Source organism: Phaeovulum sp. W22_SRMD_FR3 (genome assembly GCF_052113705.1).
In the GTDB taxonomy this organism is placed as follows: domain Bacteria; phylum Pseudomonadota; class Alphaproteobacteria; order Rhodobacterales; family Rhodobacteraceae; genus JBGQOG01.
The window spans coordinates 345,508-372,120 of the sequence record NZ_JBGQOG010000004.1; the positions used below are offsets into that span (position 1 = coordinate 345,508).

Here is a 26,613-nt window from a genome sequence, read left to right on the forward strand (position 1 = left end):
ACGCGTATGGCACATGCGACCTGCGATCCCGCCGGGGAGGGGAGGATCACAGAATCGTCAAAAGCGCCCAATTTTCTAAGTATCTGCGGGGAAAATCGTTATCACTTCTACTGCTTGTGACGGTAGTCGATTCTCAAAGTGACTGCAACCTTAACGTGTACTCTTGCGGCGGCATACATGAAGAGTTACGAAATACTTTTGGGAAAATGATAGTTTGCGTTGATTTTACTTACTTTTAACCAGCATACTTGGCGTACTGCTCTTGCGGGGCGGACCATTTGCGAGCGATGTCGGGGAAAAGTATGGATAAAAAGCTGGGGAGTGTTGCGAAGCTGCGTGAATTGTTGCTGGGCATGGAGAACGAGTTGGGCTTGGGTGAACTGACCCGCAACGAGTTGGACCTGCTCTATGCGATTGAACGTTTGGCGCAGGTGGCGGTTCCGGTGCGGTCTGAAGATATGCGCCAGCACCCGCTTGTCAGCCATATGACGCAGCCCACCTTTCACCGGACCCTGCGGGGTCTGTTGGAGCGTGGATTGTTGATGCGGGCAGCGGATGCCAAAACCGGGCGTTACATGCTCGCGCAAGCGGTCAGTCACGCCAGCTGAGGTCTCCCGCAGTCCGTCGTAATCCCCCGCAACGGGTGATACGCCCGGCCAGAGTGACCCGTTGGTGCCTTTGGCTGAGCAGCGGAATGGGAGTGTAGGATTTGGGTGTGAATCCCGACCTTATGCGGCATATGAAACGCGCGGCGTTTTGGTCTCTGTGCCATTTGGGCGTGACCTTCGCGGTGCGCGATCTGCTGGGTCTCTTGCACCTGAATTTGGCGTCGGAGATGACGCCGTATTTCTTGTTTGTGCAGCCGGCAACGGGCGTCCGGGTGCTGGTGGCCTGGCTCTATGGCTGGTCGTCAGTGCTCTATCTGCTGCCTGCAATGTGTGTCCTGTTGGGATTTGGCTATGTCACGGACATGGTGGCCCTGAAGGAGCCGCTGGTGTTGCTGGGCGTCATGGTCAGCGCGCCTTTGGCATTCTCTATTCTGAAATTCACCCTGGGAGGCGTCAGCCAGCCCTCAGCGATGCTGGCGCATTGGCGTCCGTTGCTGCTGGTGGGATTTCTGGCCGGGATGATCAAGGGCAGCGCCATCATGCTGGCGCTCCATGATGTGATCCCGCCATCGCGTCACCTGTTCAGCCTGTTGCAGATCACCGTCGGCTCGCTCTCAGGGACGATTGTGGTGCTGGTGCTGGTGATGTTTTTCTTCCGCTGGCAGCGGTTCTACCAGCAATGGCGCCGCGGATCGGTGGCGGGCGATCACCGCCGCTAGGGGTGGGTTGCCTGTGGCCGGACGGGGCGCGCAGGGGCGGCGGGGCGCGGTCTCAGCCGCGGTCGGCGCTGTCCATCCAGATGGTGACCGGCCCGTCATTCACCAGCGAGACGGCCATATCGGCCCCGAATTCGCCATTCTCAACCGCGATCCCTTCGCGGCGCAGTGCCGCGCTGAAATGCTGATAGAGCGCCTCACCCAGCGCCGGGGCGGCCGCGGTGGAAAAGCCCGGACGGTTCCCGCGCGAGGTGTCTGCCGCCAGCGTGAACTGGCTGACCACCAAGGCCGAGCCGCCGATGTCGCGGACCGAGAGGTTCATCTTGCCCGCGTCATCCTTGAAAATCCGCAACTTGGCGATGCGGGCAGCGAGCTTTTCCGCCTCGGCCTCGCTGTCGCCCGCCATGGCGCAGATCAGGATCAAAAGGCCCGGCCCGGTCTGGCCGATCAGCTGGCCCGCCACCTCGACGCGGGCCGACGTGACCCTTTGAAGCAGCGCCCGCATCAGAGTTCGTGTTCCCAGGGCGGGTTGGCGCCGGGGCGGCTGACGGTGACAGCCGCCGCCGCCGTGCCCAGCTCCAGTGCCGCGCGCATCATCTCGGCATCCGCATGGGCCACGCCGTCTTTCGTCAGCATCCCCGCGCGGTCAAAGGCGGCCAGGACACCGGCGTTGAACGTGTCGCCCGCACCGACCGTATCGGCGACGGTGACCTTTTTCGACGGCACGAAGACGGTGTGATTGGTCGAGAAGCCATGCGCACCGGTGGCGCCTTCGGTCACGAAAACCAGCTTCGGCCCCTGTGCCAGCAGGCTCTGGGCGCCATGCGCGATGTCGCCCGCGCCGGTCAGCCAGGCCAGATCCTCGTCCGAGACCTTCACGATATCGGCCACGGCCATCATCCGGGCCAGACGGGCGCGATAGGCGGCCTCGTCGCGGATAAAGCCGGGGCGGATGTTGGGGTCGATCATGGTGACGCGGGCCGGTGCCTCGCGCAGCATCAGGGCTTCATAGGCGCCGCCGCAGGGATCGACGGGCAGCGAAATGCCGCCAAAGAACATCGCGCGGACCGAGGCGGGAATTTCCGGCAGATCGGCGGGGGTCAGGAGACGACCGGCGGTGTTTTCGTCGTAAAAGGCGTAGCTCGCATGGCCATTGGTCAGTTTGACAAAGGCCAGCGTCGTCGGGCGGTCACTGCGATGGGCAAGGGCGCTGTCGACTTTGCTCTCGCTCAGCGCGGTTTCCAGCATCTGGCCAAAGAGGTCGGAGGAAAGGCCGGTGAAAAACCCGGCAGGCGCCCCGAGGCGGCCGAGTGCAATCGCGGTGTTGAACACCGCGCCCCCCGGATAGGGGGCAAAGGCAGGCTCCCCCGCGGCGCTTTCGCGCGGCAGCATGTCAATCAGGGCTTCCCCACAGCTCAGGATCATCGCACCACTCCCCGGAATCGGCGTCACTCTGCCGCCTGTTATCGCTAACGGCGCTATAGCGCAGCCGCATGACTTTCTCAATGCCAAGCCGGGGCTTTTGCGGCAAGGGCGGATGCCTCCGGCGGGGATATTTTCAATCAGGCAAAGGGGAGGGCGGCCTGCGCCTGCCCCGGGTCAGCGCAGGCGGGTGAAGAAGTCCCTGAGCAGGGTTTCGGCCTCGGCGGCATGGATGCCGTCATAGATCTCGGGGGCGTGGTGGCATTGCGGATGGGTGAAGATGCGGGGGCCTTGCGCCACGCCGCCGGATTTCGGATCGGCAGCGCCGTAATAGAGGCGGGCGATGCGGGCATTCGACAGGGCGGCCGCACACATCGGGCAGGGCTCCAGGGTGACGTAGAGGCTGTGGCCGGGCAGGCGTTCGGAGCCTGCGGCGGCGCAGGCGGCGCGCAGGGCGAGGATTTCGGCATGGGCTGTGGGGTCGTTCAGCTCGCGGGTGCGGTTGCCGGCGCGGGCGACGACATGGCCTTGCGCGTCGGTGATCACGGCACCCACCGGCACTTCGCCGCGGGCGGCGGCGGCGCGCGCCTCTTCCAAGGCTAGGTGCATCTGGCTGCGAAACGGGATCATCCTGCGGTTTTGCCGTGATCTGCGGCGCTTGTGCAAGATGCTTTCCCTTTGGCTCGTGTTAGCATAGAGAGGCGGCTTGCGCGAAAATGCGCCCCTTTGCCATCCGTGAGGAATCGCAACATGACGACCGAAAAATCCCCGAACAGCTCTACTGGTGGCGAACGCATCGCCAAGGTGATGGCCCGCGCAGGCATCGCCTCGCGCCGCGATGCCGAGAAGATGATCCTTCTGGGTCGCGTCTCGGTCAATGGCAAGACCATCGACAGCCCGGCGCTGGATGTGATGCCGCATGACAAGGTTGTGCTGGACGGCAAGCCGATCGACGCGCCGCAAGAGACGCGTTTGTGGCTCTATTACAAGCCGCTCGGTCTGGTGACCAGCGAGCGCGACGAAAAAGGCCGCCGCACCGTCTTTGACGAAATGCCCGAGGGCATGCCGCGGGTGATGACGGTGGGGCGTCTCGATCTCAATTCCGAGGGTCTGTTGCTCCTGACCAATGATGGCGGGCTGAAGCGGCGTCTGGAGCTGCCGGAGACCGGCTGGCTGCGCAAATACCGCGTGCGGGTGAACGGGCGGCCGGAGGATTCGACCTTCAACCCCCTGCGCAACGGCATCACCATCGAGGGCGAGGATTTCCAGCCGATGGAGATCGTGCTCGACCGGCAGCAGGGCGCCAATGCCTGGCTGACCGTGGGCATCCGTGAGGGCCGCAACCGCGAGATCCGCCGCGCGATGCAAGAGGTGGGGATGATCGTGAACCGGCTGATCCGCGTCAGCTATGGCCCGTTCCGTCTGAACGAGATGGAGCCGGGCGCGGTGGTCGAGGTCAAGCGCAAGGTGTTGCGCGATCAGCTGGGCGAGCGTCTGCTGACCGGCGATGAGACGGCGGAAGAGCGCCGCCCGCGTTCGGCGGAAGAGCGGGTTGCCGTGCGCGGTGCCTTTGGGGATCGGATGAAGCGGGATGCGGACCGTGGTGATCGCGGTGGCTATGGTGACAAGCCGCGCTCGTTCGGGGCGAAATCGCATGGTGACAAACCGGCTTACGGCGACCGCCCGCGCCGGGATGAGGGGGATCGCAAGCCCTATGGCGCGAAGCCCGCGTTTGGCGACAAACCGGCTTACGGCGACCGCCCGCGCCGGGATGAGGGGGATCGTAAGCCCTATGGCGCGAAGCCCGCGTTTGGCGACAAACCGGCTTACGGTGACCGTCCGCGTCGGGATGAGGGTGACCGCAAGCCCTATGGTGCGAAGCCCGCGTTTGGCGACAAACCGGCTTACGGCGACCGTCCGCGCCGGGATGAGGGGGATCGCAAGCCCTATGGCGCGAAGCCTGCCTTTGGCGACAAGCCGGCCTATGGCGACCGTCCGCGCCGGGATGACGGCGACCGCAAGCCCTATGGCGCGAAGCCTGCCTTTGGGGATAAGCCGCAGGGCGCCCGTCCGCCGCGTGATGCCGATGCGCCGCGCAAGCCGCGCTGGGGGGCTGACAAGGCCCGTGGTGAGCGTCCGGCTGAGGCCGCAGGCGCAGATCGCGGTCCGCGCAGCAGCTATGGCGACAAGCCGCAGGCCCGGTCCTACGGCGCGAAATCGCATGCGGACAAGCCGTCCTACGGCGCCCGCGACGGTGAAGCACGCGCCCCGCGCCAATTCCGCAAACCCTCGGAAGAGCGGGCAGAGCGCGCGGCAGGGGATAAGCCCTACGCACCGCGCGGGGATAAGCCTTATGCACCGCGTGGCGACAAGCCCTACGCTCCCCGCGGCGACAAACCCTATGCTCCCCGTGGCGACAAGCCCTATGCCCCGCGCGGTGACAAACCGTTTGCAGCGCGCGGCGATGAGCGTGGCGCCCCGCGCGGCGACAAATCCGCAGGCTTCAAATCCTCGGGGTTCAAATCGCATGGTGGCCGTGACGGGGGCAAATCCGCCGGCTTCAAATCGCATGGCGGCAAACCCGCGGGCGGCGGCACCGGCGGTGGCGCTGGCCGCAGCGGTGGCAAACCCGCAGGCCGCCCCGGCCCGCGCCGCGACTGACCCGCGCAACCCGGTGCAGGACAAGGCCCCCCATGCGGGGGCCTTTGTTTTCGGCGGGCGCTGATTGACGGGGGGCTGCTCCGTCCGCCGCCTTCCGGGTGGCGTCCGCCATTGCAGACGGATGGCGGGCCATCGGCGCGATGCGCCTGCGTCCTGGCGGGCCGCCCACGCGGCTTTTTGCGCCACACGCAGGATTTATGCCTCAGGGCTTGCGGCGGGCGGAAACTGCGGCCACTCTGCCGCAAGAACCAGACCGCCGGAACGCCCGGCCAATGCCGGGGGGCCCATGTCTGAAAGCGCCATGCGTCGGATCGCCTTTTACCTGCTTGTCATGCTGACCCTCTACACCGCCTTCACGGGAGGGGTGTGATGGCCACACGTTTCGGGGGAAAGTTCAGCCCGCAGGGCCCGTCTGGCTCTGGTCCTTCCGGTTCCGGCCCGTCTGGCCCGGAGAGGGTGTCGCGTGCGCGGCCCTCGGATCCTGCGCCTCTGCACCGGTTCCACAACCGGCCGCGCTGGCTGATGCTGGCCGGGGTGCCGTTTCTGTTCACCGCCTTTGGCGAGGCACCGCTGGGCCTCGCCATCGACCTTGCGGCTTTCGGCTGCCTCGGCCTCTCGGCCTATCTGACGCGCGAGGGGCTGAAGGCGGAAATGGCCTATCAGGCGCGCAAGATCGCCCGCCGCCCGGCGCTGCCGCGCAAGATGATCGGCGCGGCGATCACCGGGCTTGGCCTTGGCCTTGGGGCCTATGATCCGGTGCATGGGCTGGCGGGGCCGCTGATCCTCGGGCTGGTGGGGGCGGTGCTGCATCACCTGACCTTTGGCCCCGATCCCTTGACGGACAAGGGGATGGAGGGGATTGACGCCTTTCAACAGGACCGGGTGGCGCGGGTGGTGGACACCGCCGAGCAATATCTGACCGGGATGCGGCAGGCGATCTTGCGTGCGCGCGATGACCGGATGGCCGCGCGGGTGGATATGTTCATCGCCTCGGCGCGGGAGTTGATCCGCGCGGTGGAGAATGATCCGCGCGATCTGACGGCGGCGCGCAAGTACCTCGTCGTGTATCTGATGGGCGCGCGCGACGCGACCGTCGCCTTTGCCGATCTCTTTGCCGCCACCCGCGATGCGAAAGCGCAGAGCGATTATGTGGCGCTGCTGACCGATCTGGAAACCAATTTTACCGCCCGCACCCGGTCTTTGATCGAGGGCGGACGGGCGGATCTTGACCTGGAAATCGACGTTCTGCGCGACCGTTTGGCGCGCGAGGGCGTTGTATCCAAAACCCCCTTGGAGACATGACATGAGCGATACCACCCGCGATCAGGCTGCAGCCGCCCTTGCCGATGTTGAAAAAGTGACTTCGGTCGTGCTGGCCGAACCGGGCGGCGCCGTGGTGCCGCTGGAGGCCGCCGCCCCCGGGCAGGCCGATGAAATCCGCACCCGCATCGCCGAGATCGACATGTCGGACACCGGCTCGATCGTGGGCTTTGGGTCGCGCGCCCAGGGCGAGTTGCAAGAGATCAGCCAGCGCATGTTGCAGGATGTGAAGAACAAGGATGTGGGGCCTGCGGGCGACAGCCTGCGCCGCATCGTCTCGACCATCCGCGGCTTTTCCGTCTCGGAGCTGGACGTGCGCCGCGGCCGCAGCTGGTGGGAAAAGCTGACCGGCCGTGCCGCGCCTTTTGCACAATTTGTGGCGCGTTTTGAAGAGGTTCAGACCCAGATCGACAAGGTTACCGATGATCTTCTGGGCCATGAACACACGCTGCTGAAAGACATTAAATCCCTGGACGAGCTCTACGCCAAGACGCTGGATTTCTACGATGAGCTGGCGCTTTACATCGCGGCGGGCGAGGCGAAGCTGGTAGACGTGGACACCCGCGACATCCCGGCGAAAGAGGCCGAAGTGGCCGCCGCCGCCGAGCATGATCAGGTGATGCGGGCGCAGGAACTGCGCGATCTGCGCGCCGCCCGCGATGATCTGGAGCGCCGGGTGCATGACCTGAAGCTGACCCGTCAGGTGACGATGCAATCCTTGCCCTCGATCCGGCTGGTGCAGGAAAATGACAAGTCGCTGGTGACCAAGATCAACTCGACCCTCGTCAATACCGTGCCGCTTTGGGAAACCCAGCTGGCGCAGGCCGTCACCATCCAGCGCAGCGCCGAGGCCGCTGCCGCCGTGCGCGATGCCAATGATCTGACCAATGAGCTGCTGACCGCCAATGCCAAGAACCTGCGCGTGGCCAATGCCGCCGTGCGCACCGAGATGGAGCGCGGCGTGTTTGACATTGACGCGGTGAAAACCGCCAATGCCGAGCTGATCGCCACCATCGAAGACAGCCTGCGCATCGCCGATGAGGGCAAGGCCCGCCGCGCGGCGGCCGAAGAGGAACTGACCCGGATGGAGGGCGAATTGCGCGACACTTTGGCCTCGGCTTCTTCCCGGCCGGTCAACTCGGGGACGGCGGTTGCGCAAAACCACTGATTCCCGCGCAGGCAGGGGCCTGTGGGTCTGTGCGGCGCTGCTCTCGCTGACGGGGCTGGCGGGGTGCGAGCTGCCGCAAGACGGGGTGGCGCCTGCGTCCACGCCCGCGCCTGCGCTGCCGCCGCCGCCGCCACGGCCGTCGAAATCCGCGACACCGCAGACCGTGGAAAGTCTGGCCGTGGCCGATTATTACGCGCGGATTCAGGCGCGGCTTCTGGGGCAGGGCCTGATGCGGACCGATTACTCCCCCGTGGATGCGCCTTTCGGGCGCCGACAACTGGTCGAAGATTTCCTGCGCGTTGCGCTCTGGGATGAATATGACACCGGCGGCCCCACGATTGTCGCGCGTCAACGCGCCAGCCGGTTGCGGCGCTGGGCGGCACCGGTGCGGATGTCGGTGGAATTTGGCAGCTCGGTGCCCCTCGTCCGGCAAGCGACGGACCGTGCCGAAATCTCGACTTATGCGCGGCGGCTGGCGCAGGCCAGCGGGCATCCCGTCAGCATGGCCGATGCGCGCAGCGCCAATTTCAACATCCTTGTGCTGAATGAGAATGAGCGTCGGGCGATCGGCCCGCGCCTGCAGCAACTGGTGCCGGGGATCGAAGCTCAGGCAATCCGCGGCATCACCGATCTGCCGACCACCACCTTTTGCGTGGTCTTTGCCTTCTCGGAGGGCACCTCCAGCACCTATACCCATGCGGTCGCGGTGATCCGCGGCGAGCATCCCGAGGCGCTGAGCCGGTTATGCATTCACGAAGAGCTGTCGCAGGGCCTCGGTCTCGCGAATGACAGCCCGCAGGCGCGCCCCTCGATCTTCAACGATGACGAGGAATTCGCGCTGCTGACCCGGCATGACGAACTTTTGCTGAAAATGCTCTATGATCCGCGTCTGCGCCCCGGCATGACCGAGGCCGAGGCGCGGCCGATTGTCGAAACCATCGCGGCCGAATTGCTCGGGCCCGACAGCTGACCTGAAAAGGAGCCCCCATGGGTATTCTGGATTTCCTCAAAGGCGAATTCATCGATGTCATCCATTGGGTCGATGACACCCGCGACACGATGGTCTGGCGGTTCGAGCGCGAGGGCCATGCCATCAAATATGGCGCCAAGCTGACCGTGCGCGAAGGGCAGGCGGCGGTGTTCGTGCATGAGGGGCAGATTGCTGATGTGTTCAGCCCCGGGCTTTACATGCTCGAAACCAACAACATGCCGATCATGACCACGCTGCAGCACTGGGACCACGGCTTTCAAAGCCCGTTCAAGTCTGAGGTTTATTTCGTCAACACCACCCGGTTCAACGATCTGAAATGGGGCACGAAAAACCCGATCATCGCGCGGGATCCGGAATTTGGTCCGGTGCGGCTGCGGGCCTTTGGCACCTATTCGATGCGCGTCGGCGATCCGACGAAGTTCATGGCCGAGATTGTGGGCACCGATGGTGAGTTTACCGCCGATGAGATCAGCTTTCAGATCCGCAACATCATCGTGCAGGAATTCTCGCGCGTGGTGGCCGGTTCGGGGATTCCGGTGCTGGATATGGCGGCGAATACCGCCGATCTGGGCAAGCTCGTCTCGAAGGCGATTGAGCCTGCGGTCTCGGCCTATGGGCTGACGCTGCCGGAATTCTACATTGAAAACATCAGCCTGCCGGAAGAGGTCGAGAAGGTTCTGGACAAGCGCACCTCGATGGGGATCGCGGGCGATCTGAACCGCTATACCCAGTTCAACGCGGCGGAAGCTCTGGCGCAGGGCGGTGCGGGCGGCGCAATGGGGGCCGCGATGGGCGCCGGCATGGGCCTTGCGATGGGGCAACAGATGGCGCAGCCCGGCCCCTGGGGCGCGGCCCCGGCCGCCGCCCCCGCCGCGCAGCCGATGGGCATGGCCCCGCCGCCGCCCCCGCCGCCGCCGGTGGAAACCGTCTGGCATCTGGCGGTGAATGGCGCGACGCAGGGCCCGTTCGGGCGCGGCCATCTGGGACGCATGGTGACCGAGGGCAGCTTTACCCGGGCGACCTTGGTCTGGGCGCCGGGCTTTGCCGCCTGGACCCCGGCTGGTGAGGTCACCGAGCTGGCACAGCTCTTCACCATCGCGCCGCCCCCGCCGCCCCCCGCAGGTTGAGAGGCGCAGATCCCGAATGCCCGTCCCGAAGAGTGAGAGCCATTACCCCTGCGATGCCTGCGGGGCCGATCTGCGCTTTGCCCCCGGGCAGAGCGAACTCATCTGCGACCATTGCGGCCATGTGCAGACGATCCCTGCTGCCACGGGCCGGGGGCAGGCGGATCTGCGCGAACTGGATCTGGCCTCGGCGCTCCGCGCCGATCTGCCACTGGCCGATACCGCCGAGGTGCGGCTTTTGCGCTGCCCGAATTGCGCCGCCGAGATCGAGCTGCACGGCGCCGATCACGCCACCGAATGCCCCTATTGTGCGACGCCGGTGGTGGCGGGCACCAGTGCCGAGCGGCACATCAAACCGCAGGGGCTGGTGCCTTTCGTGGTGACAGAGGCGCAGGCCCGCGCCGCTCTGGGCACCTGGCTGAAGGGGCTGTGGTTCGCGCCGGGGGGCCTCACCGAATATGCCCGCAAGGGGCGGCGGATGACCGGAGTCTATTCGCCGTTCTGGACCTTTGATGCCGATACCCAAAGCCGCTATCAGGGCCTGCGGGGCGACGCCTATTACGAAACCGAATGGGTCACCGTCACCGTGGATGGCAAAAGCCGTCAGGAGCAGCGCGAAGTGCGCAAGATCCGCTGGTCCCGCGTTTCGGGCCGGGTCGCGCGGTTTTTTGACGATGTGCTGATCCTCGCCTCGCAGGCTTTGCCCAAGAACCATACCGATGCGCTGCAACCCTGGGATCTGTCGGCGCTGGTGCCCTACCGCCCCGATTACCTCGCGGGCTTCACCGCCGAGGGCTATACGGTGCAACTGGCCCCGGCCCATGAAGAGGCGCAGGCCCGCATGTCACAGGTAATCGCCAGCGACATTCGCCGTGACATCGGCGGCGATGAGCAGCGGATCGAGGCGGTGGATACCGATTGGCGGGATGAGACCTGCAAACACATCCTGCTGCCGATCTGGACGGCGGCCTATAAATACCGCGGCCGCAGCTTCCGCTTTGTGGTCAACGGCCAGACCGGCCGCGTGCAGGGCGAGCGCCCCTATTCGGCGATCAAGATTGCCCTGGCCGTCCTCGCCGCCGCCATTGCCGTGGGCATCGTGGTCTATCTGAACCAGAGCCGCTGAGAATGCACCGCCTCCGCTTTGCCTGATCGAAAATATCCTCGGGGGGAGCGTTTTAGCCCCCCATGGAGGGGGGCGAAAACGCCGGGGGGCAGACGGCCCCCCGCCGCTCCCTCCCAGATCTCACAGAAGGATGGGGGTCATCACCTCCGGCTCGATCACCTGCACCCCCGGCAGCCCCTCGGCCAGCGCGGCCGCCGATTGCTCGAGCAGCGGGAAGGTGCGGTAATGGCAGGGCACCACGGTCTTGAAATTGAAGTATTTCTTCGCCGCAAAGGCCGCGCGTTTCATGTCCATGGTGAAATGCCCGCCCGCACAGAGGATGCCGATGTCGGGCGCATGGTATTCCCCCATCCAGCCCATATCCGCCATGATGTCGGTATCGCCCGAGACATAGATCACATGCCCTTCACCGGCGATCATATATCCGGCTTCTGACCCCGCATAGACAGGCCCGTTCGGCCCGCCGAGCGAGGAGGAATGGCAGGCATTGACCATGGTCACTCTGGCGCCGCCCAGATCGACAGTGCCGCCCTTGTTGAAGCCGACGGTCTTGATCCCCTCGACATTCTCCCAATGCGACATCAGGTCATAGATCCCCGCCACCGGAATGCCCTGCTCCTTGGCAATCGCCAGCGTGTCGCCGGTGTGATCGCCGTGCCCGTGGGTCAGGAGCACATGGGTCGCCCCCGCCATCGCCTCGGCGCGGCGCTCGGCGGGGAAGACCGGATTGCCGGTCATCCAGGGGTCGATCAGGATCACCGCCTCTTCGATTTCAAGCCGAAAGCCGGAATGGCCAAGCCAGGTCAGTTTCATCGCGCATCTCCCTTAGGTTCTGCCCAAGATTAGGGCGCGGCGTGGCGAAGAAAAGCCCTTGCACCACACAGGCGCGTGCGTCATGCGCCCCTGCCGCTTGCGGGCGGGGCCTCGGGGCGCTAAACCCGGGGCCGACAAATGCCTGCCGCAGCCTGAGGCAGGCTGCAAAACCCAAGATCTGCAAAACCCGAGACCCAAAGGACTGAGCCAACCCATGTCCATCGACATTGATACCGCCCGCAAGGTCGCGCATCTGGCGCGGATTGCCGTGGCCGAAGACGATCTGCCGCAGTTGGCGGGCGAACTCTCGAACATGCTGACCTTCATGGAACAGCTGACGGAAGTGGATGTCGAGGGCATTGAACCGATGACCTCGGTCACGCCGATGCGGCTCAAGCGCCGGGTGGATGTGGTGACCGATGGTGGTTACCCGGAAAAAATCCTGAAAAACGCGCCGGATGCGCGCGAAGGCTTCTTTGCCGTGCCGAAGGTGATGGAATGAGCGCGCTGAATGAAATGACGATTGCCGGCGCCCGCGATGCGCTGCGCAAGGGCGAGGTGACCGCGGTCGAGCTGACCGATGCTTGTCTGACCGCGATCGAGGGTGCCTCGGCGCTGAACGCTTTCGTGCACAACACGCCCGAGATTGCCCGCGAACAGGCAGCCGCCGCCGATGCCCGGATCAAGGCCGGGGATGCGCCCGCGATGTGCGGCATTCCCCTGGGCGTGAAAGACCTCTTTTGCACCAAAGGCGTACCGAGCCAGGCTGGCAGCCGGATTCTGGAGGGCTTCCGCCCCGAATACGAATCCACCGTCACCCAGAACCTTTGGGATGCGGGCGCGGTCATGCTGGGCAAGGTCTCGATGGACGAATTCGCCATGGGCTCCTCGAATGAGAGCGCCTGCTATGGCCCGACCACCAGCCCCTGGCGCCGCGCGGGCGAGGCGACGGCGCTGACGCCGGGCGGCTCCTCGGGCGGCTCGGCGGCGGCAGTGGCGGCGGACCTTTGTCTGGCCGCGACCGGCACCGATACCGGCGGCTCGATCCGCCAGCCTGCGGCCTACACCGGCATTGTCGGCATCAAGCCGACCTATGGCCGTGTGTCGCGCTGGGGGGTGATCGCCTATGCTTCCAGCCTCGATCAGGCCGGGCCGATGACCAAAACCGTCACCGATGCGGCGATCATGCTGGGCGCGATGGCCTCGGTCGATGCGAAAGACAGCACCTCGGCCGAGATTGCGGTGCCGGATTTTGAAGCGGCGCTGACCGGCGATATCCGCGGCAAAAAGGTGGGGATTCCGCGCGAATACCGCATGGAGGGGATGCCGGAAGACATCGCCAAGCTCTGGGATGACGGCGCGGCGATGCTGAAGGCCGCCGGGGCCGAGATTGTCGATATCTCGCTGCCGCATACGAAATACGCGCTGCCCGCCTATTACGTGGTGGCGATGGCCGAGGTCTCTTCGAACCTCGCGCGCTATGACGGGGTGCGCTATGGCCACCGCGCCAAGCTCGGATCGGGCGACGGGATCAACGATCTTTATGAGAAAACCCGCGCCGAGGGCTTTGGTCCCGAGGCGCAGCGGCGGATCATGGTCGGCACCTATGTGCTCTCGGCCGGGTTCTATGACGCCTATTACAACCGCGCCCGCAAAGTGCGCGCGCTGATCAAGCGCGATTTTGAGCAGGCCTTTGCCGCCGGGGTGGATTGCATCCTGACGCCGACGACGCCGAGCCCGGCCTTTGGTCTGGGCGAAGTCTCGAGCGCCGATCCGGTCGAGATGTATCTCAATGACGTGTTCACGGTGACGGTGAACCTCGCCGGTCTGCCGGGGATCTCGGTGCCGGTGGGGGTGGATGCCAAGGGGCTGCCGCTGGGGTTGCAGCTGATTGGCCGCCCCTGGGAAGAGGGCGATCTGCTCAATCACGCGCTTGTGCTGGAAAAAGCCGCGGGCTTTGCGGCGAAACCCGCGCGCTGGTGGTAAAAGAAACCGCCCCCTGCGATCGGCGGGGGGCATTCGTTTGGGCCCTTCGGGGCATGTCCGGCCCCGCGGGGGCAGAATTTCGCCCGGTGGGGCAAGGGGATGCGATGCGTAAACTTCTCGGAACCCTGCCGCTGATGGCCTCGGCCCTGGTGCTGGCCGCCTGCGAGCCGAATGTGCCCGACCGTCCGGGTGGCGTCGGCTTTGGCGATTATCAAAGCTATATGGCCGAGCGCGCCTCGGGCCAGACGGGCAGCGCGGCGCCCGCCTCGGGCTATGGCACGGGCATGGGCACGGGCGCCGGGTCTCCGGTGGGGGCGCCGATGAACGCCACCGATCTGCAGCCCGCGCCCTTGAGCACCCCGGTTGCCGGGGCCGCCCCTTCGGTTTCGCCGGGGGCGCCCTTGCCGGCCTCGATCCTCGCGGCGGTCAATCAGGTGGACGGGGGCGGCGCCGACACCGCCGGCATGGTGCCAACCGAAGTGCCCTCGGCCGATCTGCGGCTGGACCCCACCGGGCAGAACGGCGGCTACACTGCCCCGGGCCAGTTTGCGGCGGCGTCGGATGTGATGTCTGCCCCGATGGCGACTCCTGTGGCGACCCCGATGTCTGCTCCCGTGGCGCAGGCCCGCCCGGCCCCCGTGGCCAGCGGTGCCAAAGGTGCGGAACTGGTGGATTACGCACTTGCGGCGACCAATGCAGTCGGGCAATCGGTTTGGGAGCGCGGCACGGTCAAAATGGCCAATCATGAGCGTGCTTGCGCGAAATATCCGGGCAGCGACCTGGCGCAGGCGGCCTTCCTGAAACGCGGCGGCCCCGCGCGCGATCCGTTGAACCTCGATCCCGATGGTGATGGTTTTGCCTGCGCCTGGGACCCGCGCCCCTTCCAGCAGGCCCGCAAATAAGGTGAGCGGGCCCGCTCTGGCCGCCACGCTGGCCCCTTCGCCGAATTTTGGCCCGCGCCGGGCGGGGGCTTTGCCCAGCCTGATCGTTCTGCACTACACCGCCATGGCCAGCGCCGGGGCCGCCCGGGCGCGGCTTTGCGATCCGCAGGCCGAGGTCTCGGCGCATTGGCTGGTGGATGAGGCGGGGCGGGCCGAGGCCCTCGTGCCAGAGGCGATGCGCGCCTGGCATGCCGGGGCAGGGGCCTGGGGCCCGGTGACGGATGTGAACAGCCATTCCATCGGCATTGAACTGGCCAATCCCGGCGACCGGCCCTTCCCCGAGCGGCAGATGGCGGCGCTCGAGGATCTATTGCGGGGCATCATGGCGCGCTGGGCGATCCCGCCCGAACGGGTGATCGGGCATTCCGACATGGCGCCCGGCCGCAAGATCGACCCCGGCCCGCGCTTTGACTGGCGGCGGCTGGCGCTGCAGGGGCTGGCGGTCTGGCCCGAGGCCGCACCGCCGGAGAGGCAGCAGGTGGAAATGCGGCAGGCGGCAGATGCCGCCGCGCCACTGGGGCAGAGCCTCGCGCTTTTGGGCTATCCGCCGGCGGAGCCCGAGATCCTGCTCTCGGCCTTTCGTTTGCGTTTTCGTCCCGGTGCGACGGGGCCGGAGACAGCCGAGGACCGCCGAATCGCGGCCTGCCTCGCCGCTGCGCATCCGGTCGCGTCGGGGCGTTTCGCGATTGACGGCACGGTGCCGTCCGCCTAAGGCTGCCCCCGCGCGGATGGCTGGATGATCGCGCAGGCAACAGGGTCCGCAAGGAAACCGGGGCCTGCGAGGAAAGTCCGGACTCCATGAAGAAACGGTGCCGGATAACGCCCGGCGGGGGCAACCCCAGGGAAAGCGCCACAGAGAACAGACCGCCCCCTCCCCCCGCAAGGGGATCAGGATCGGGTAAGGGTGAAACGGTGGGGTAAGAGCCCACCGCGGGACTGGTAACAGGACCGGCACGGCAAGCCCCACCGGGAGCAACGCCGAATAGGGACCTCGCGCGGGGCCGGTCGGGCAACCGATACCGCCGCAGGGTATCTTCGACCCGAGAGGTCCGGGTTGGCAGCTAGAGCGACGGAGCAATCCGGCGCCCAGAGGAATGATCATCCAGAGGGGGCAACCCCTTGGACAGAATCCGGCTTACAGGCCATCCGCGCATTTCATCTTGCCGCTAGCGGCAGGGTGGCTTTTCTCCCGGGCGGGCCCGGGGCAGGGCAAGGAACCGGTCGCATTAGACCCGCTTTGTCACTGGACGCGAGCGAACTGACGAGATTTCCGTGCCGCGCACGGCTTTCGCAGTTGACTCCGCCCCGTGGCTGGGTAAAAGGCGGCTTCAAGGATTTAACGGGATGCCCTGCCGGGGCTGTAGCCCGAATGCAGGAGACGAAAAATGGCGAAGCCGACGACGATCAAGATCCGTCTGAACTCGACGGCGGGCACCGGGCACTTCTATGTGACCAAGAAGAATGCCCGCACCATGACCGAAAAAATGACCGTGAACAAATATGATCCGGTCCTGCGCAAGCACGTCGAGTACAAAGAAGGCAAGATCAAGTAAGATCTGCGCTTTCTGAAGCATTGAAGGCCGTATCCCCCGGGATGCGGCCTTTTGCATTTCTGGCCCCGGGTGTTGTGGGGTGGCGCGGCGGGGCGCTCGGAACGGTGCCGTGGGCTATGGGCTGTCCCGCAGATGCACGCCATCGCCTGAGCTTCAGGCCATACGGGCTGTACTGCGGGGGGCGGCGATTCCACCACGCGCCGTCTGCTGTCGCCGCGAGAGGGCGGCAGGGGGGGGGGGGGGGGGCGGCCCGCGCAAACATCCTCAGGGCGATTCTCGGGGGCGCCGGGCCCTCTTCCGGTCCGCGTGGTGCGGGGCCCGGGGGCGCTTCCCGGCCAGAGTTTCATCAGTGGTCGGGCGCAGCGGACGGATCATGCCGGGGGCAGAAGTGGGGCCGGAGGGGCAGAAGGCGACTGCCCCGGCGAGAGCGTATCGGCGCCTTCGCGCGGACGCTTTGACCTCTGCCGCCTTCCGTGACTAATTTTATCGGGTTTACAAGTCCGACTGTTTCAGTCAGTTTCCCGAAAACTCTGTAGCCCCCGGCCTGAGGGGGAATCGTTTAAAGGATGCCCGGATGACCCGCTGCCTGACCGCCCTTGTTGCCACCACCGCGCTTTGCGCCAGCCCGGCCTTCGCGGATCTGCGCGAGGATGTGCTGGCCAATTATGCCGAGATCGGCGCGGCGACCTATGGCGATGCGGCGGTCACGGCGCATGCGCTGCAGGCGGCGGTGGACGCTTTCCTTGCCGCCCCCTCCGAGGCAGGGCTTGAGGCCGCCCGTGACGCCTGGAAGGCCGCCCGCGCGCCCTATATGCAGTCAGAGGTCTTCCGCTTTGGCAATCCGGTGGTGGATGCCTGGGAGGGGCAGGTGAACGCCTGGCCGCTCGACGAGGGGCTGATCGACTATGTCGATGCGGATTCGGCCGCAGTGAACGAAGAGAATGACTATGCGCTGCTGAACGTCGTCGCCAATCCGCAGATCACCATCGCGGGCACGGCGGTGGATGCCAGCCAGATCACCCCCGCACTGATCGCCGACGTGCTGCAAGAGGCTGACGGGATCGAGGCCAATGTCGCCTCGGGCTATCACGCGGTGGAATTCCTGCTCTGGGGGCAGGATCTGAACGGCACCGGCCCGGGCGCAGGCGCGCGCGCCTACACCGATTATGTGACGGGGGACGCCTGCACCAACGGCAATTGCGACCGTCGCGCCGCTTATCTCAAATCGGTCACCGATCTTCTCGTCACCGACCTCGACGAAATGGCCGCCGACTGGCAGCCGGGTGGGGCCGCGCGCGCGGCGATCACCGATGACACGGCCACCGGCATTGCCGCCATCCTCACCGGCCTTGGCAGCCTCTCCTATGGCGAGCTGGCGGGCGAGCGGATGAAACTGGGCCTGATGCTGCATGATCCCGAGGAAGAGCAGGATTGCTTCTCGGACAACACCTACAACAGCCATTACTATGACGGCATCGGCATGCAGAACGTGCTGACCGGCCGCTATAATCGCGTCGATGGCTCGGTGGTGCAGGGCGCCTCGCTGCAATCGCTGGTGGCCGAGAAAGACCCGGCGCTGGCCGAGGAGCTGACCGCCAAGATCGGCACCAGCGTTGCCGCGCTGACCGCGCTGAAGGAAAAGGCCGAGGGTGGCATGGCCTATGACCAGATGCTCGCCACCGGCAATGCCGAGGGCGGTGCGCTGATCCAGGCGTCGGTGGATGCGCTGATCGACCAGACCCGCAGCATTGAGCGCGCGGTGAAGGTGCTCGGCGCTGACGCCAGCATCGAAGGCTCGGACAGCCTCGACGCGCCGACCACGGTTTTCCAATAAGTCAGCGGGGGGCGGCAGGCGGCTGCCCCCGGCCAGCCCCGGTGCCGGAAACGGAGGATCTGCGATGATCGTTTGTCACTGCATGCAAATCAGCGACCATGACATCCGCGCGGCGGTGGACTGGATGCGCGCCGCCGACCCGGACACCATCATCACCCCCGGCAAGATTTACCGCGCGCTCGGCAAACGCGCCGATTGTGGCGGCTGCATGCCGCTTTTCGTTGACACCATGCGCCGTTCCGACAGGCTGGAGGTTCCCGCCACCCTGCGCGGCCTGAAGCGACGCGCGCAACAGACAGGATAAGACAATGAAGGGCGACCCGAAGGTCATCGAGTATCTCAACGCGGCTCTGCGCTCGGAGCTGACGGCTGTCAGCCAGTATTGGCTGCATTACCGCTTGCAGGAAGACTGGGGCTTTGGCCGCATTGCCGCCAAATCCCGCGCCGAAAGCATCGAAGAGATGAATCACGCCGACAAGCTGATCGCGCGGATCCTGTTCCTTGAGGGCCATCCGAATCTGCAAAAGCTCGACCCGCTGCGGATCGGTGAAACCCTGCGCGAGACGCTGGAATGCGATCTGGCCGGCGAGCATGACGCCCGCACCCTCTATATAGAAGCGCGGCGGCATTGCGATGCGGTGGGCGATTTCGTCAGCCGCGCGCTCTTTGACACGCTGATCAGCGATGAAGAGGGGCATATCGATTTCCTCGAAACCCAGCTGTCGCTGCATGATGCGCTCGGGGCAGAGAAATTCGGCATGTTGAACGCATTGCCCGCGAATGAGGCCGAGTGAGGCCCACCCTTCAGCGGCTCCCGTCCTCGCGGCCGCGTGAAGGCTGCGGGGATTTTTCCGATTGAAAACATCAGGAAATCGGCGCAAGTCGGCCTCTGACCTGTTACCCCCGTGGTCCAGATCGGGCGCCCTCCGCGCCGCTCTGTGCCGCCGAGCCTGAGGCGCTGCCGATTGTGATGCGACCCGCTGTCCCTTTCTCCTTGCCGCGCCCGGTGCGGCGCGCATGGGTGCTGGGGCTGCTCCTGCTCTCGCCACAGCTCTCAGGGGCTGAGGCGGTGGCGCCCCCCGTTGCCGCGTCAGCCTCCGCCGCGACCGTGCAGGAGGCGCTGCCGGATCTCTGGATTGACCCTGTGGATGCGCCCCGCATTGCGGCGGTGACGGCGCTCTCTGCGGCGCCACAGCCCTTTGAGGCGTTGCCGGGCGGGGCGGCCACGCATGAGCGCCGCGACGCCCGCGCCTTTGCCACGCCTGCGCCCGCGCTGGGTGCCGCCGCGCTGGATGCCGAGTTGGGGCGGGCGCTCTTTGACAAGATCTGGGTCGCCGCCCCCGCCACCACCCGCGCCTCGGACGGGTTGGGGCCTTTTTTCAACGCCCGCGCCTGTGCCGATTGCCACCCCGGCAATGGCCGGGGGCATCCGCCGGGCGAGGCGGGGCCGGGGCGCGCCGATATGGGCATGGCGCTGCATCTCTCGGTGCCCGCCGATCCGGCCCGGCTTGCCCCCGATCTCGCGGCGATTGCGGGTTGGATCGCCACTGCACCCGAGCCGGTCTATGGCCGCCAGTTGCAGGACCGGGCGCTGACCGGCATGGCCCCCGAGGGGCAGATTGCGCTGACATGGATGGAAGAACCGGTGACCCTCGCTGGCGGCGAGGTGGTCTCGCTCCGTCGTCCCCGGGTGGGGGTGACGGATCTCGCGCAGGGGCCGATGGCGGCGGAGGTGATGCTCTCGGCCCGCGTGGCGCCGCAGCTGGTGGGGCTCGGCCTCCTGGAGGCGGTGCCCGCCGCCGATATTCTGGCGCTGGCCGATCCCGAGGACCGCGACGGCGATGGGATTTCGGGCCGTGCGGCGCTCGCCCCTGTTCCCGGGCGGGGGCTGATGCTGGGGCGGTTCGGCGCGAAAGCGGCGGCACCCGACCTTATCCATCAGGCGGCCACGGCCTTTTCCAATGATCTGGGCCTCTCCACCCCGCTGCGCCCCGATCCGTACGGCGATTGCACCCCGGTCGAGACCGCCTGCCGCAGCGCCGCCACCGGTGAGACACCGGAGCTGCGCGACGGGCGCGAGGTGTCGGGCGAGAGCCTCGGCCTCGTTTCTCTCTATCTCGCCAGCCTCGGCGTGCCGCCGCGCCGGGGCGCCGAAGAGCCCGAGGTGACCGAAGGCAAGGCCGCCTTTTACGCTGCAGGCTGCCCCGCCTGCCACCATCCGGCCTTTGTCACCGGGCGGCTGGCGGCGGAACCTTGGCGCAGCTTTCAGCTGATCTGGCCCTACAGCGATCTCTTGCTGCATGACATGGGCGAGGGGCTGGCCGACAACCGCCCCGAAGGTGTGGCGACCGGGCGCGAATGGCGCACCGCCCCGCTCTGGGGGATAGGTCTGACCCGTGCGGTCACCGGTACGGAGACCTATCTGCACGATGGCCGCGCCCGCAGCCTGATGGAAGCCGTGCTCTGGCACGGTGGCGAAGCACAGGCCGCGCGTGATAGCGTCGTCTCCATGCCTGAGGCGACCCGAAACGCCCTGATCCGATACCTGGAGTCACTCTGATGCGATCTTTTTGCCTGTCCACTGTCCTTCTCGCGGCGCTGAGCCTGCCCGCCGCTGCCGATGTTGCCTCGGCGGTCACGGATCATATCGTGCCGGGCTATCAGGGCTTTGCCGAGGCGACGGCGGCGCTGGCGGCGGGGGCTGCGGCGGATTGCTCGGCCCCGGCAATGCAGCCCCTTTGGAACGCGGCCTTTGACCGCTGGATGGCGGTCTCGCATCTGGCGATGGGGCCGGTGGAAGAGGGGGGGCGCAATCTCGCCATTGCCTATTGGCCGGATTCGAAAAACGCAGGGGGACGAACGCTGAAGGGCATTCTGGAGGCTGCGGACCCGGCGTTGACGACGCCCGAAGGGGTGGCGCAGATCTCGGTGGCGGCGCGCGGGCTATTCGGGCTGGAGCGGCTTTTGTACCCAGAGGCCGAGGGCGCCTATGCCTGCGATCTGCGCCGCGCGCTGGCGGCGGATCTGGCAGAGACGGCGGCGGCGGTCAGTGCGGCCTGGGGCACCCCCGGCGCGGGCGGCTTTGCCGATGCGCTGATCACCGCGGGCCAACCCGGCAACAGCACCTATCTGACGCAAGATGAGGCGAAACAGGCGCTTTATACCGCGCTGGTCACCGGGCTGGAATTCACCTCGGACAGCCGCCTTGGCCGCCCCTTGGGCAGCTTTGACAAACCCTATCCGGACCGCGCCGAAGCTTTGGCCTCGGGTCGTCCCCTGCGCAACATCCAGCTGTCGCTGGCGGCGCTGCACCAGCTGGCGCTGGATCTGGTGCCCGCCGCAGAGATGCCGATGACTGAGGCCGCGTTTCAGCGCGCCGAGACGCTTGCGGCGGATCTGCCGGATCCGGTGCTCGCAGGGGTGGCCAGCCCCGGCAGCCGTCTGAAGGTGGAGATTGTGCAGCAGGCGATCGAGGCCGCGCGTGATGGGGTGAAGGCCGAGGTCAGCCCGGCACTCGGCGTCGGCCTGGGCCTGAACGCGGCGGATGGAGACTGAGCATGCGTCCCAATCGTCGTGCCTTTCTGGCCAGCCTCGCCGCCGCCACCACCCTGCCGCGCCTGAGCTGGGCCGATGTCGGCAGCCCCGCCTGGCTGGCGGCGGCGGCGGAACCCGGCGGGGGTTATGCGCTCTACGGTCTCTCGGCGGCGGGCGAGACGCGGTTTCGCGTGGCCCTGCCCGCGCGGGGCCATGCCGCCACCGCGCATCCGGAACGCCCGGAGGCGGTGGCCTTTGCCCGCCGCCCCGGCACCTTCGCGCTGGTGATTGATTGCACCAGCGGCGCGGTGCTGGCCCAGCTGACGCCGCCGGAGGGGCGGCAGTTCAACGGCCATGGTGCCTATTCGATGGACGGCAGCATCCTCTATACCTCCGAGGTGGTCGCCGAAGGCTCTGAGGGGCGCATTGGCCTTTGGGATGCAAACCACGGCTATGCGCGGCTGGCGGAATGGGCGACCGGCGGCCTTGGCCCGCATGAGATCCGCCGTCTGCCGGGGCGTGAGACGCTGGTGGTCGCCAATGGCGGCATTCAGACCGATCCCAGCGACCGCACGCCGCTGAACCTTGAGACGATGCGCGCCAATCTGGCCTATCTCTCACCCGAGGGCGAGATCACGGATCTGGTCGAGCTGGCGCCCGATCTGGCGCAGAACTCGATCCGGCATCTGGCACTGGGTCCGGCGGGGCTGGTGGCGTTTTGCATGCAATGGCAGGGCGATCCGGCGGAGGATGTGCCGCTGATGGGGCTGCACCGGCAGGGCGCGGCCCCGGTGCTGGCCTCGGTGCCCGAGGCGGAGACCTTCACGATGAAGGGCTATGCGGGCTCCATTGCCTTCGATGCGGGCGGCGCGCGGGTGGCGATCACCTCGCCCAAAGGCGGCCGGGTGCAGATTTATGCGGCCTCGGGGCAGTTCCTGTCCTCGGTCCTGCGGACGGATGTCTGTGGCCTCGGGGCGGATGCGGCGGGCGGCTTCATCCTGACCGACGGGCACGGGTTCATCGCCAGCACCGACGGGCAGGCGCTGACGCCGCTGCGGCAGGCGGCCTGCGCCTGGGACAATCACCTTGTGGCACTCAGCTGAGGCAGAACGATGATTTTATACGGTATTCCCACCTGCGACACCTGCCGCAAAGCGCAAAAGGCGCTGATCGCGGCGGGGCATGAGGTGACGTTTCGGGACATTCGGGCGACGCCGCTGACTGCCGAAGAACGCGGTGACTTTCTGGCGGCCTTTGGCGATCGTCTGATCAACCGCGCCTCGACCACCTGGCGGGGGCTGGACGAGGCGGCGCGGGCGCAAAGCCCCGAAGCGTTGCTCGCCGCGCATCCGACGCTGATGAAGCGCCCGGTGATCCGGGGGGCTGCGCTGACGCTGGGATGGGACAAGGCCGCGCAGGCCGCGCAGGGGCTGTAACGGCGCGGCCAGCGGTCAGTGGCCCTGTCCGGCAGTCCTTGGGGCGATCCGCCTGGCGTCAGTGCCCCTGATGTCCGGGCCGAACCGCTGAGACGCGGGCTTGCTCGCCAGCGGATCTGACGGGCTCCTCCCAGGCGCCCCCTCGGGCATCTGGCGGGACCATCCGCGCCTTGCCGCAGGTTTTCCTGTTCCCGCTGGCAGGCCTTTCGCCCCAATGCAAACGGCCCGCCAAAAGGCGGGCCGTTCGGAATTTCGCACAATCATTTTCAGCGCCCTGGCCCGAAGACCCGGTTGCCGCGATCAGAGCAGTTTCAGATCGGCAGCCGATTCACGACCGTCGCGGCCCGATTGCAGCTCATAGGCGATCTTCTGGTTGTCGTTCAGACCTTTCAGGCCAGCGCGCTCAACGGCCGAGATGTGAACGAAGATGTCTTTGCCGCCATCATCGGGAGCGATAAAGCCAAAACCCTTGGTCGTGTTGAACCATTTCACGGTGCCCGTAGCCATCCCGTTTCTCCTTCCTCAGTGATCCTCCGGCGATATTGCCAGAGGCCGTGCAGCCAGGTCTTTCAAGTCTTCCGGCTGCCCCGAAGTAGGGAGCGGTAGGAAAGTCGCAGGTCACGCAGGAGAAAGTTTGCCTTATCGGCATAGAAAATCAACAAAAAAAGAGAGGATAAATGCCGTGTTTTGGCGGGGATACCTGCTGAGAAGCGGGGGTTTGCACGCGTTTTGGGCGATTTTCGACAGGAGCACGGTCTGACCCGGGAATCAGTCCGCGGGCCAAGAAGGCGCCCGCCCGCCCGGCTTGCCCGTTCTGATCCCGCCGCACGGGGGGCCAGGCGCTCTTTGCGCCTCGGCAGGGAGACGGGCGCCGCACAAAGGGCTGTGCGGCGGGTCTCCCCCGGGGCCGCGGTTTGCGCCGCGGGAGGCCCGCTCAAGGGGCAAGGATGATCGCGCCGTCAGGCGAGGTGCTTTTCAAACCAGGCAATGCTGCGGCTCCAGGCCAGTTCTGCGGCGGCCTCGTCGTAGCGGGGGGTGGAATCATTGTGAAAGCCGTGGTTCACCCCGGGATAGACATAGCCCTCATAGGTCTTGCCCGCAGCCTTCAACGCCGCTTCATAGGCGGGCCAGCCCTCGTTGATGCGGGTGTCCAGCTCGGCGTAATGCAGCAGGAGCGGGGCTTGAATCGCCGCAACATCCTGCGTTTGCGGCTGGCGGCCGTAGAACGGCACTGCGGCGCCCAGTTCCGGATAGGCGACCGCCGCGGCATTGCAGACACCGCCCCCATAGCAAAAACCGATGATGCCGACCTTGCCGGTGGAGGTCTCATGCGCGGTCATGAATTCGATGGCGGCGAAGAAATCGTTCATCAGCTTTTCGGGATCGACGCTGCTTTGCAACTCGCGCCCCTTCTCGTCATTGCCGGGATAGCCCCCGACCGAAGAGAGCCCATCGGGGGCCAGCGCCACAAAGCCCGCCTTGGCCAGCCGCCGCGCGACATCCTCGATATAGGGATTCAGCCCGCGGTTCTCGTGCACCACCACAACCGCGGGCAGTTTTCCACTGGCTGCCGCTGGTTTCACGAGATAGCCGCGCACCTCCCCATGGCCGTTGGGCGAGGGATAGGTGATGTATTCCGCCACAATATCGGGATCGGTGAAGGGCACCTGCTCGGCCAGGGCATAATTCGGGCTCATCGCGGCCAGAATGGCTCCGGCGGTCAGGCTGCCGACGGCAAAACTCGCGGCACGGTCCAGAAACTCGCGTTTGGTGATCTTGCCATGGGCGTAATAGTCGTAAAGTTCCAGGATTTCGGGGTGGAAGTCTTTGGCCGTCAGTCGGGTCATTGCACATTCTCCTCTGGCTGGAAGCGAGAAGAGTGCCAGATCACCCCGATCCGAGAAACGATTCCGTGATCACGTTCGCGTAGGGGGGCATCCGATCCGCCCCCCTTGCGGCTGCGGTGCTGTCGGCATCGGATGTGCTCTGTATGAAAAGGGCCCCCGGAGGGGCCCTTTGGGTCAGCGCAGGTCGGGGGGGGTGGCCTCGGCGGCCATGGCCGCGATCACCGCGTCGAGGGGCAGGGTCTCGTTGCGGTTCTCGCCCAGACGCCGCATCGAGACGGTCCGCTCCTCGACCTCCTTCTGGCCGATGGCGAGGATCACCGGCACCTTGCCCACCGAATGCTCGCGCACCTTGTAGTTGATCTTCTCATTGCGGATATCGGCCTCGGCCCGCACCCCGCGCGCGCGCAAAGCCTCCACGATTTCCGCCACATAGCCATCGGCATCCGAGACGATCGAGGCCACCACCACCTGACGCGGCGCGATCCAGAATGGCAATTTGCCCGCATGTTCCTCGATCAGAATGCCGATGAAGCGTTCAAACGAGCCCAGAACCGCGCGGTGCAGCATGATGGGGCGGGTTTTCGACCCGTCCGGGGCGATGTAATTGGCGTCCAGCCGCTCGGGCAGGTTGGGGTCCACCTGCAGGGTGCCGCATTGCCAGTCGCGCCCGATCGCATCGGTCAGCACGAACTCCAGCTTCGGCCCGTAAAACGCGCCCTCGCCGGGGTTCAGCGTGAAGGAATGCCCCGCCGCCAGACAGGCATTGCCGAGGGCGGCTTCGGCCTTGTCCCAGCTTTCCTCGGTGCCGATCCGCTTTTCCGGCCGCGTCGAGAGCTTGATCCGCCATTTATGAAAGCCCAGCTCGGCATAGATGCCCGAGAGGAATTCGATGAATTTCTTCGTCTCGGATTCAATCTGCGCCTCGGTGCAGAAGATATGCGCGTCATCCTGGGTGAAGCCGCGCACCCGCATGATGCCGTGCAGCGCGCCCGAGGGTTCATAGCGGTTGCACGAGCCAAACTCGGCCATCCGCAGCGGCAGATCGCGGTAGCTCTTCAGCCCATGGTTGAACACCTGCACATGGCAGGGGCAGTTCATTGGCTTGAGCGCATTCACCGTTTTCTCGCGGGCATGATCCTCGTCGACCTCCACGATGAACATGTTTTCCTGATACGAGTCCCAATGCCCCGAGGCTTCCCAGAGCTTGCGGTTCACCACCTGCGGCGTGTTCACCTCGACATAGCCGTCGCGGCGCTGCTGGCGGCGCATGTAATCTTGCAAGGTGGTGTAGATCGTCCAGCCGTTCGGATGCCAGAAGATCTGCCCCGGCGCCTCTTCCTGCATGTGGAACAGGTCCATCTCGCGGCCAAGCTTGCGGTGGTCGCGTTTGGCGGCCTCCTCCAGCATGGTCAGATGCGCTTTCAGATCCTCGCGGTTCTTGAAAGCGACGCCGTAGATGCGCTGCAGCATCGGCCGCGTGCTGTCGCCCAGCCAATAGGCGCCCGCCACGCTCATCAGTTTGAACGCATCGCC

27 protein-coding genes and 1 other RNA gene are annotated in these 26,613 nt (G+C 66.1%); 21 read left to right on the plus strand and 7 right to left on the minus strand.

The genetic code is table 11. The annotated features are described in order from the left end of the window. Window positions 1–302: 302 nt before the first annotated feature. The gene (locus tag ACEN2S_RS07950) at window positions 303–608 is read left to right on the plus strand and encodes a hypothetical protein (protein WP_441864652.1); all 306 of its coding nucleotides are present in this window, start codon (window positions 303–305) and stop codon (window positions 606–608) included. A 107-nt stretch (window positions 609–715) separates the two neighbouring features. After that, the gene (locus tag ACEN2S_RS07955; RefSeq protein ID WP_441864655.1) at window positions 716–1,327 is read left to right on the plus strand and encodes a hypothetical protein; all 612 of its coding nucleotides are present in this window, start codon (window positions 716–718) and stop codon (window positions 1,325–1,327) included. Window positions 1,328–1,379: 52 nt separating this feature from the next. Here ACEN2S_RS07955 and dtd read toward each other — a convergent pair whose 3' ends face one another. The 3 genes from dtd to ACEN2S_RS07970 all read right to left on the minus strand — a co-directional run bounded on the left by dtd (window position 1,380) and on the right by ACEN2S_RS07970 (window position 3,373). After that, entirely contained in the window at window positions 1,380–1,829 is a 450-nt protein-coding gene (gene dtd / locus ACEN2S_RS07960; protein ID WP_441864658.1) for a D-aminoacyl-tRNA deacylase, read from the minus strand. After that, the gene (locus ACEN2S_RS07965; RefSeq protein WP_441864661.1) at window positions 1,829–2,749 is read right to left on the minus strand and encodes a carbohydrate kinase family protein; all 921 of its coding nucleotides are present in this window, start codon (window positions 2,747–2,749) and stop codon (window positions 1,829–1,831) included. Before ACEN2S_RS07965 ends, dtd begins: the two co-directional genes overlap by 1 nt. A 174-nt stretch (window positions 2,750–2,923) precedes the next feature. Beyond that, complete coding sequence (locus ACEN2S_RS07970) at window positions 2,924–3,373, minus strand: nucleoside deaminase (RefSeq protein ID WP_441864768.1); 450 nt, start codon at window positions 3,371–3,373, stop codon at window positions 2,924–2,926. 123 nt (window positions 3,374–3,496) lie between these two features. On the opposite strand from ACEN2S_RS07970, the gene ACEN2S_RS07975 reads away from it, so the two are divergent. The 6 genes from ACEN2S_RS07975 (at window position 3,497) to ACEN2S_RS08000 (ending at window position 11,136) form a co-directional block, all read left to right on the plus strand. Continuing rightward, a complete protein-coding gene (locus tag ACEN2S_RS07975; RefSeq protein ID WP_441864663.1) occupies window positions 3,497–5,407 on the plus strand; it encodes a pseudouridine synthase in 1,911 nt (636 codons plus the stop codon). Between the two features lie 456 nt (window positions 5,408–5,863). Next, window positions 5,864–6,709, plus strand: a complete 846-nt coding sequence (locus tag ACEN2S_RS07980; protein WP_441864666.1) for a 5-bromo-4-chloroindolyl phosphate hydrolysis family protein — start codon at window positions 5,864–5,866, stop codon at window positions 6,707–6,709. A gap of 1 nt (window position 6,710) precedes the next feature. After that, entirely contained in the window at window positions 6,711–7,895 is a 1,185-nt protein-coding gene (locus ACEN2S_RS07985; protein WP_441864668.1) for a toxic anion resistance protein, read from the plus strand. Then, window positions 7,879–8,865, plus strand: a complete 987-nt coding sequence (locus tag ACEN2S_RS07990) for a DUF2927 domain-containing protein (RefSeq protein ID WP_441864671.1) — start codon at window positions 7,879–7,881, stop codon at window positions 8,863–8,865. The genes ACEN2S_RS07985 and ACEN2S_RS07990 overlap by 17 nt, the downstream gene beginning before the upstream one ends. A gap of 17 nt (window positions 8,866–8,882) precedes the next feature. Continuing rightward, window positions 8,883–10,013 carry an SPFH domain-containing protein gene (locus ACEN2S_RS07995; protein ID WP_441864673.1) on the plus strand — a complete coding sequence of 377 codons (1,131 nt, stop codon included), beginning with the start codon at window positions 8,883–8,885 and terminating at the stop codon, window positions 10,011–10,013. Window positions 10,014–10,029: 16 nt separating this feature from the next. Next, window positions 10,030–11,136, plus strand: coding sequence for a primosomal protein N' (replication factor Y) - superfamily II helicase (locus tag ACEN2S_RS08000; protein ID WP_441864676.1), 1,107 nt, complete (start codon window positions 10,030–10,032; stop codon window positions 11,134–11,136). Between the two features lie 120 nt (window positions 11,137–11,256). On the opposite strand, the gene ACEN2S_RS08005 is transcribed toward ACEN2S_RS08000, so the two are convergent. Continuing rightward, window positions 11,257–11,949, minus strand: coding sequence for a metal-dependent hydrolase (locus ACEN2S_RS08005; RefSeq protein ID WP_441864679.1), 693 nt, complete (start codon window positions 11,947–11,949; stop codon window positions 11,257–11,259). Between the two features lie 214 nt (window positions 11,950–12,163). Between ACEN2S_RS08005 and gatC the strand changes: the two genes are divergently transcribed. The 13 genes from gatC (at window position 12,164) to ACEN2S_RS08070 (ending at window position 23,233) form a co-directional block, all read left to right on the plus strand. Further along, window positions 12,164–12,451, plus strand: coding sequence for an Asp-tRNA(Asn)/Glu-tRNA(Gln) amidotransferase subunit GatC (gatC, locus tag ACEN2S_RS08010; RefSeq protein ID WP_441864682.1), 288 nt, complete (start codon window positions 12,164–12,166; stop codon window positions 12,449–12,451). Further along, entirely contained in the window at window positions 12,448–13,935 is a 1,488-nt protein-coding gene (gene gatA / locus ACEN2S_RS08015) for an Asp-tRNA(Asn)/Glu-tRNA(Gln) amidotransferase subunit GatA (protein WP_441864685.1), read from the plus strand. The genes gatC and gatA overlap by 4 nt, the downstream gene beginning before the upstream one ends. A 104-nt stretch (window positions 13,936–14,039) precedes the next feature. Next, complete coding sequence (locus tag ACEN2S_RS08020; protein WP_441864688.1) at window positions 14,040–14,837, plus strand: hypothetical protein; 798 nt, start codon at window positions 14,040–14,042, stop codon at window positions 14,835–14,837. Between the two features lie 28 nt (window positions 14,838–14,865). Beyond that, window positions 14,866–15,588, plus strand: coding sequence for an N-acetylmuramoyl-L-alanine amidase (locus ACEN2S_RS08025; RefSeq protein WP_441864771.1), 723 nt, complete (start codon window positions 14,866–14,868; stop codon window positions 15,586–15,588). A 12-nt stretch (window positions 15,589–15,600) separates the two neighbouring features. Then, window positions 15,601–16,030, plus strand: an RNA gene (gene rnpB / locus ACEN2S_RS08030) — RNase P RNA component class A. Between the two features lie 231 nt (window positions 16,031–16,261). After that, entirely contained in the window at window positions 16,262–16,429 is a 168-nt protein-coding gene (gene rpmG, locus ACEN2S_RS08035; protein ID WP_036700690.1) for a 50S ribosomal protein L33, read from the plus strand. A gap of 574 nt (window positions 16,430–17,003) precedes the next feature. Further along, window positions 17,004–18,263: an imelysin family protein gene (locus ACEN2S_RS08040; protein ID WP_441864691.1), complete on the plus strand. Its 1,260-nt coding sequence runs from the start codon at window positions 17,004–17,006 to the stop codon at window positions 18,261–18,263. Window positions 18,264–18,327: 64 nt separating this feature from the next. After that, on the plus strand, window positions 18,328–18,567 hold the full coding sequence (locus ACEN2S_RS08045) for a (2Fe-2S)-binding protein (RefSeq protein ID WP_441864694.1): 240 nt from the start codon (window positions 18,328–18,330) through the stop codon (window positions 18,565–18,567). A gap of 4 nt (window positions 18,568–18,571) precedes the next feature. Then, window positions 18,572–19,057, plus strand: a complete 486-nt coding sequence (gene bfr, locus ACEN2S_RS08050; protein ID WP_441864697.1) for a bacterioferritin — start codon at window positions 18,572–18,574, stop codon at window positions 19,055–19,057. Window positions 19,058–19,233: 176 nt separating this feature from the next. Continuing rightward, window positions 19,234–20,823 (plus strand): di-heme oxidoreductase family protein, encoded by a 1,590-nt coding sequence (locus tag ACEN2S_RS08055; RefSeq protein ID WP_441864700.1) that lies wholly within the window; start codon window positions 19,234–19,236, stop codon window positions 20,821–20,823. Then, window positions 20,823–21,818, plus strand: coding sequence for an imelysin family protein (locus ACEN2S_RS08060; protein WP_441864702.1), 996 nt, complete (start codon window positions 20,823–20,825; stop codon window positions 21,816–21,818). Before ACEN2S_RS08055 ends, ACEN2S_RS08060 begins: the two co-directional genes overlap by 1 nt. 2 nt (window positions 21,819–21,820) lie before the next feature. Continuing rightward, on the plus strand, window positions 21,821–22,900 hold the full coding sequence (locus tag ACEN2S_RS08065) for a DUF1513 domain-containing protein (RefSeq protein WP_441864705.1): 1,080 nt from the start codon (window positions 21,821–21,823) through the stop codon (window positions 22,898–22,900). 9 nt (window positions 22,901–22,909) lie between these two features. Beyond that, on the plus strand, window positions 22,910–23,233 hold the full coding sequence (locus ACEN2S_RS08070) for an arsenate reductase family protein (RefSeq protein ID WP_441864708.1): 324 nt from the start codon (window positions 22,910–22,912) through the stop codon (window positions 23,231–23,233). Window positions 23,234–23,533: 300 nt separating this feature from the next. Here the strand turns inward: ACEN2S_RS08070 and ACEN2S_RS08075 are convergent, their stop codons facing one another. From ACEN2S_RS08075 to thrS, 3 genes are all read right to left on the minus strand, one after another. Next, a complete protein-coding gene (locus tag ACEN2S_RS08075) occupies window positions 23,534–23,740 on the minus strand; it encodes a cold-shock protein (protein WP_441864711.1) in 207 nt (68 codons plus the stop codon). Window positions 23,741–24,192: 452 nt separating this feature from the next. Further along, on the minus strand, window positions 24,193–25,080 hold the full coding sequence (gene yghX, locus ACEN2S_RS08080) for a YghX family hydrolase (protein WP_441864714.1): 888 nt from the start codon (window positions 25,078–25,080) through the stop codon (window positions 24,193–24,195). Between the two features lie 174 nt (window positions 25,081–25,254). Then, window positions 25,255–26,613, minus strand: a 1,359-nt coding sequence (gene thrS / locus ACEN2S_RS08085; protein ID WP_441864717.1) for a threonine--tRNA ligase, incomplete at its 5' end; no start/stop codon positions are given.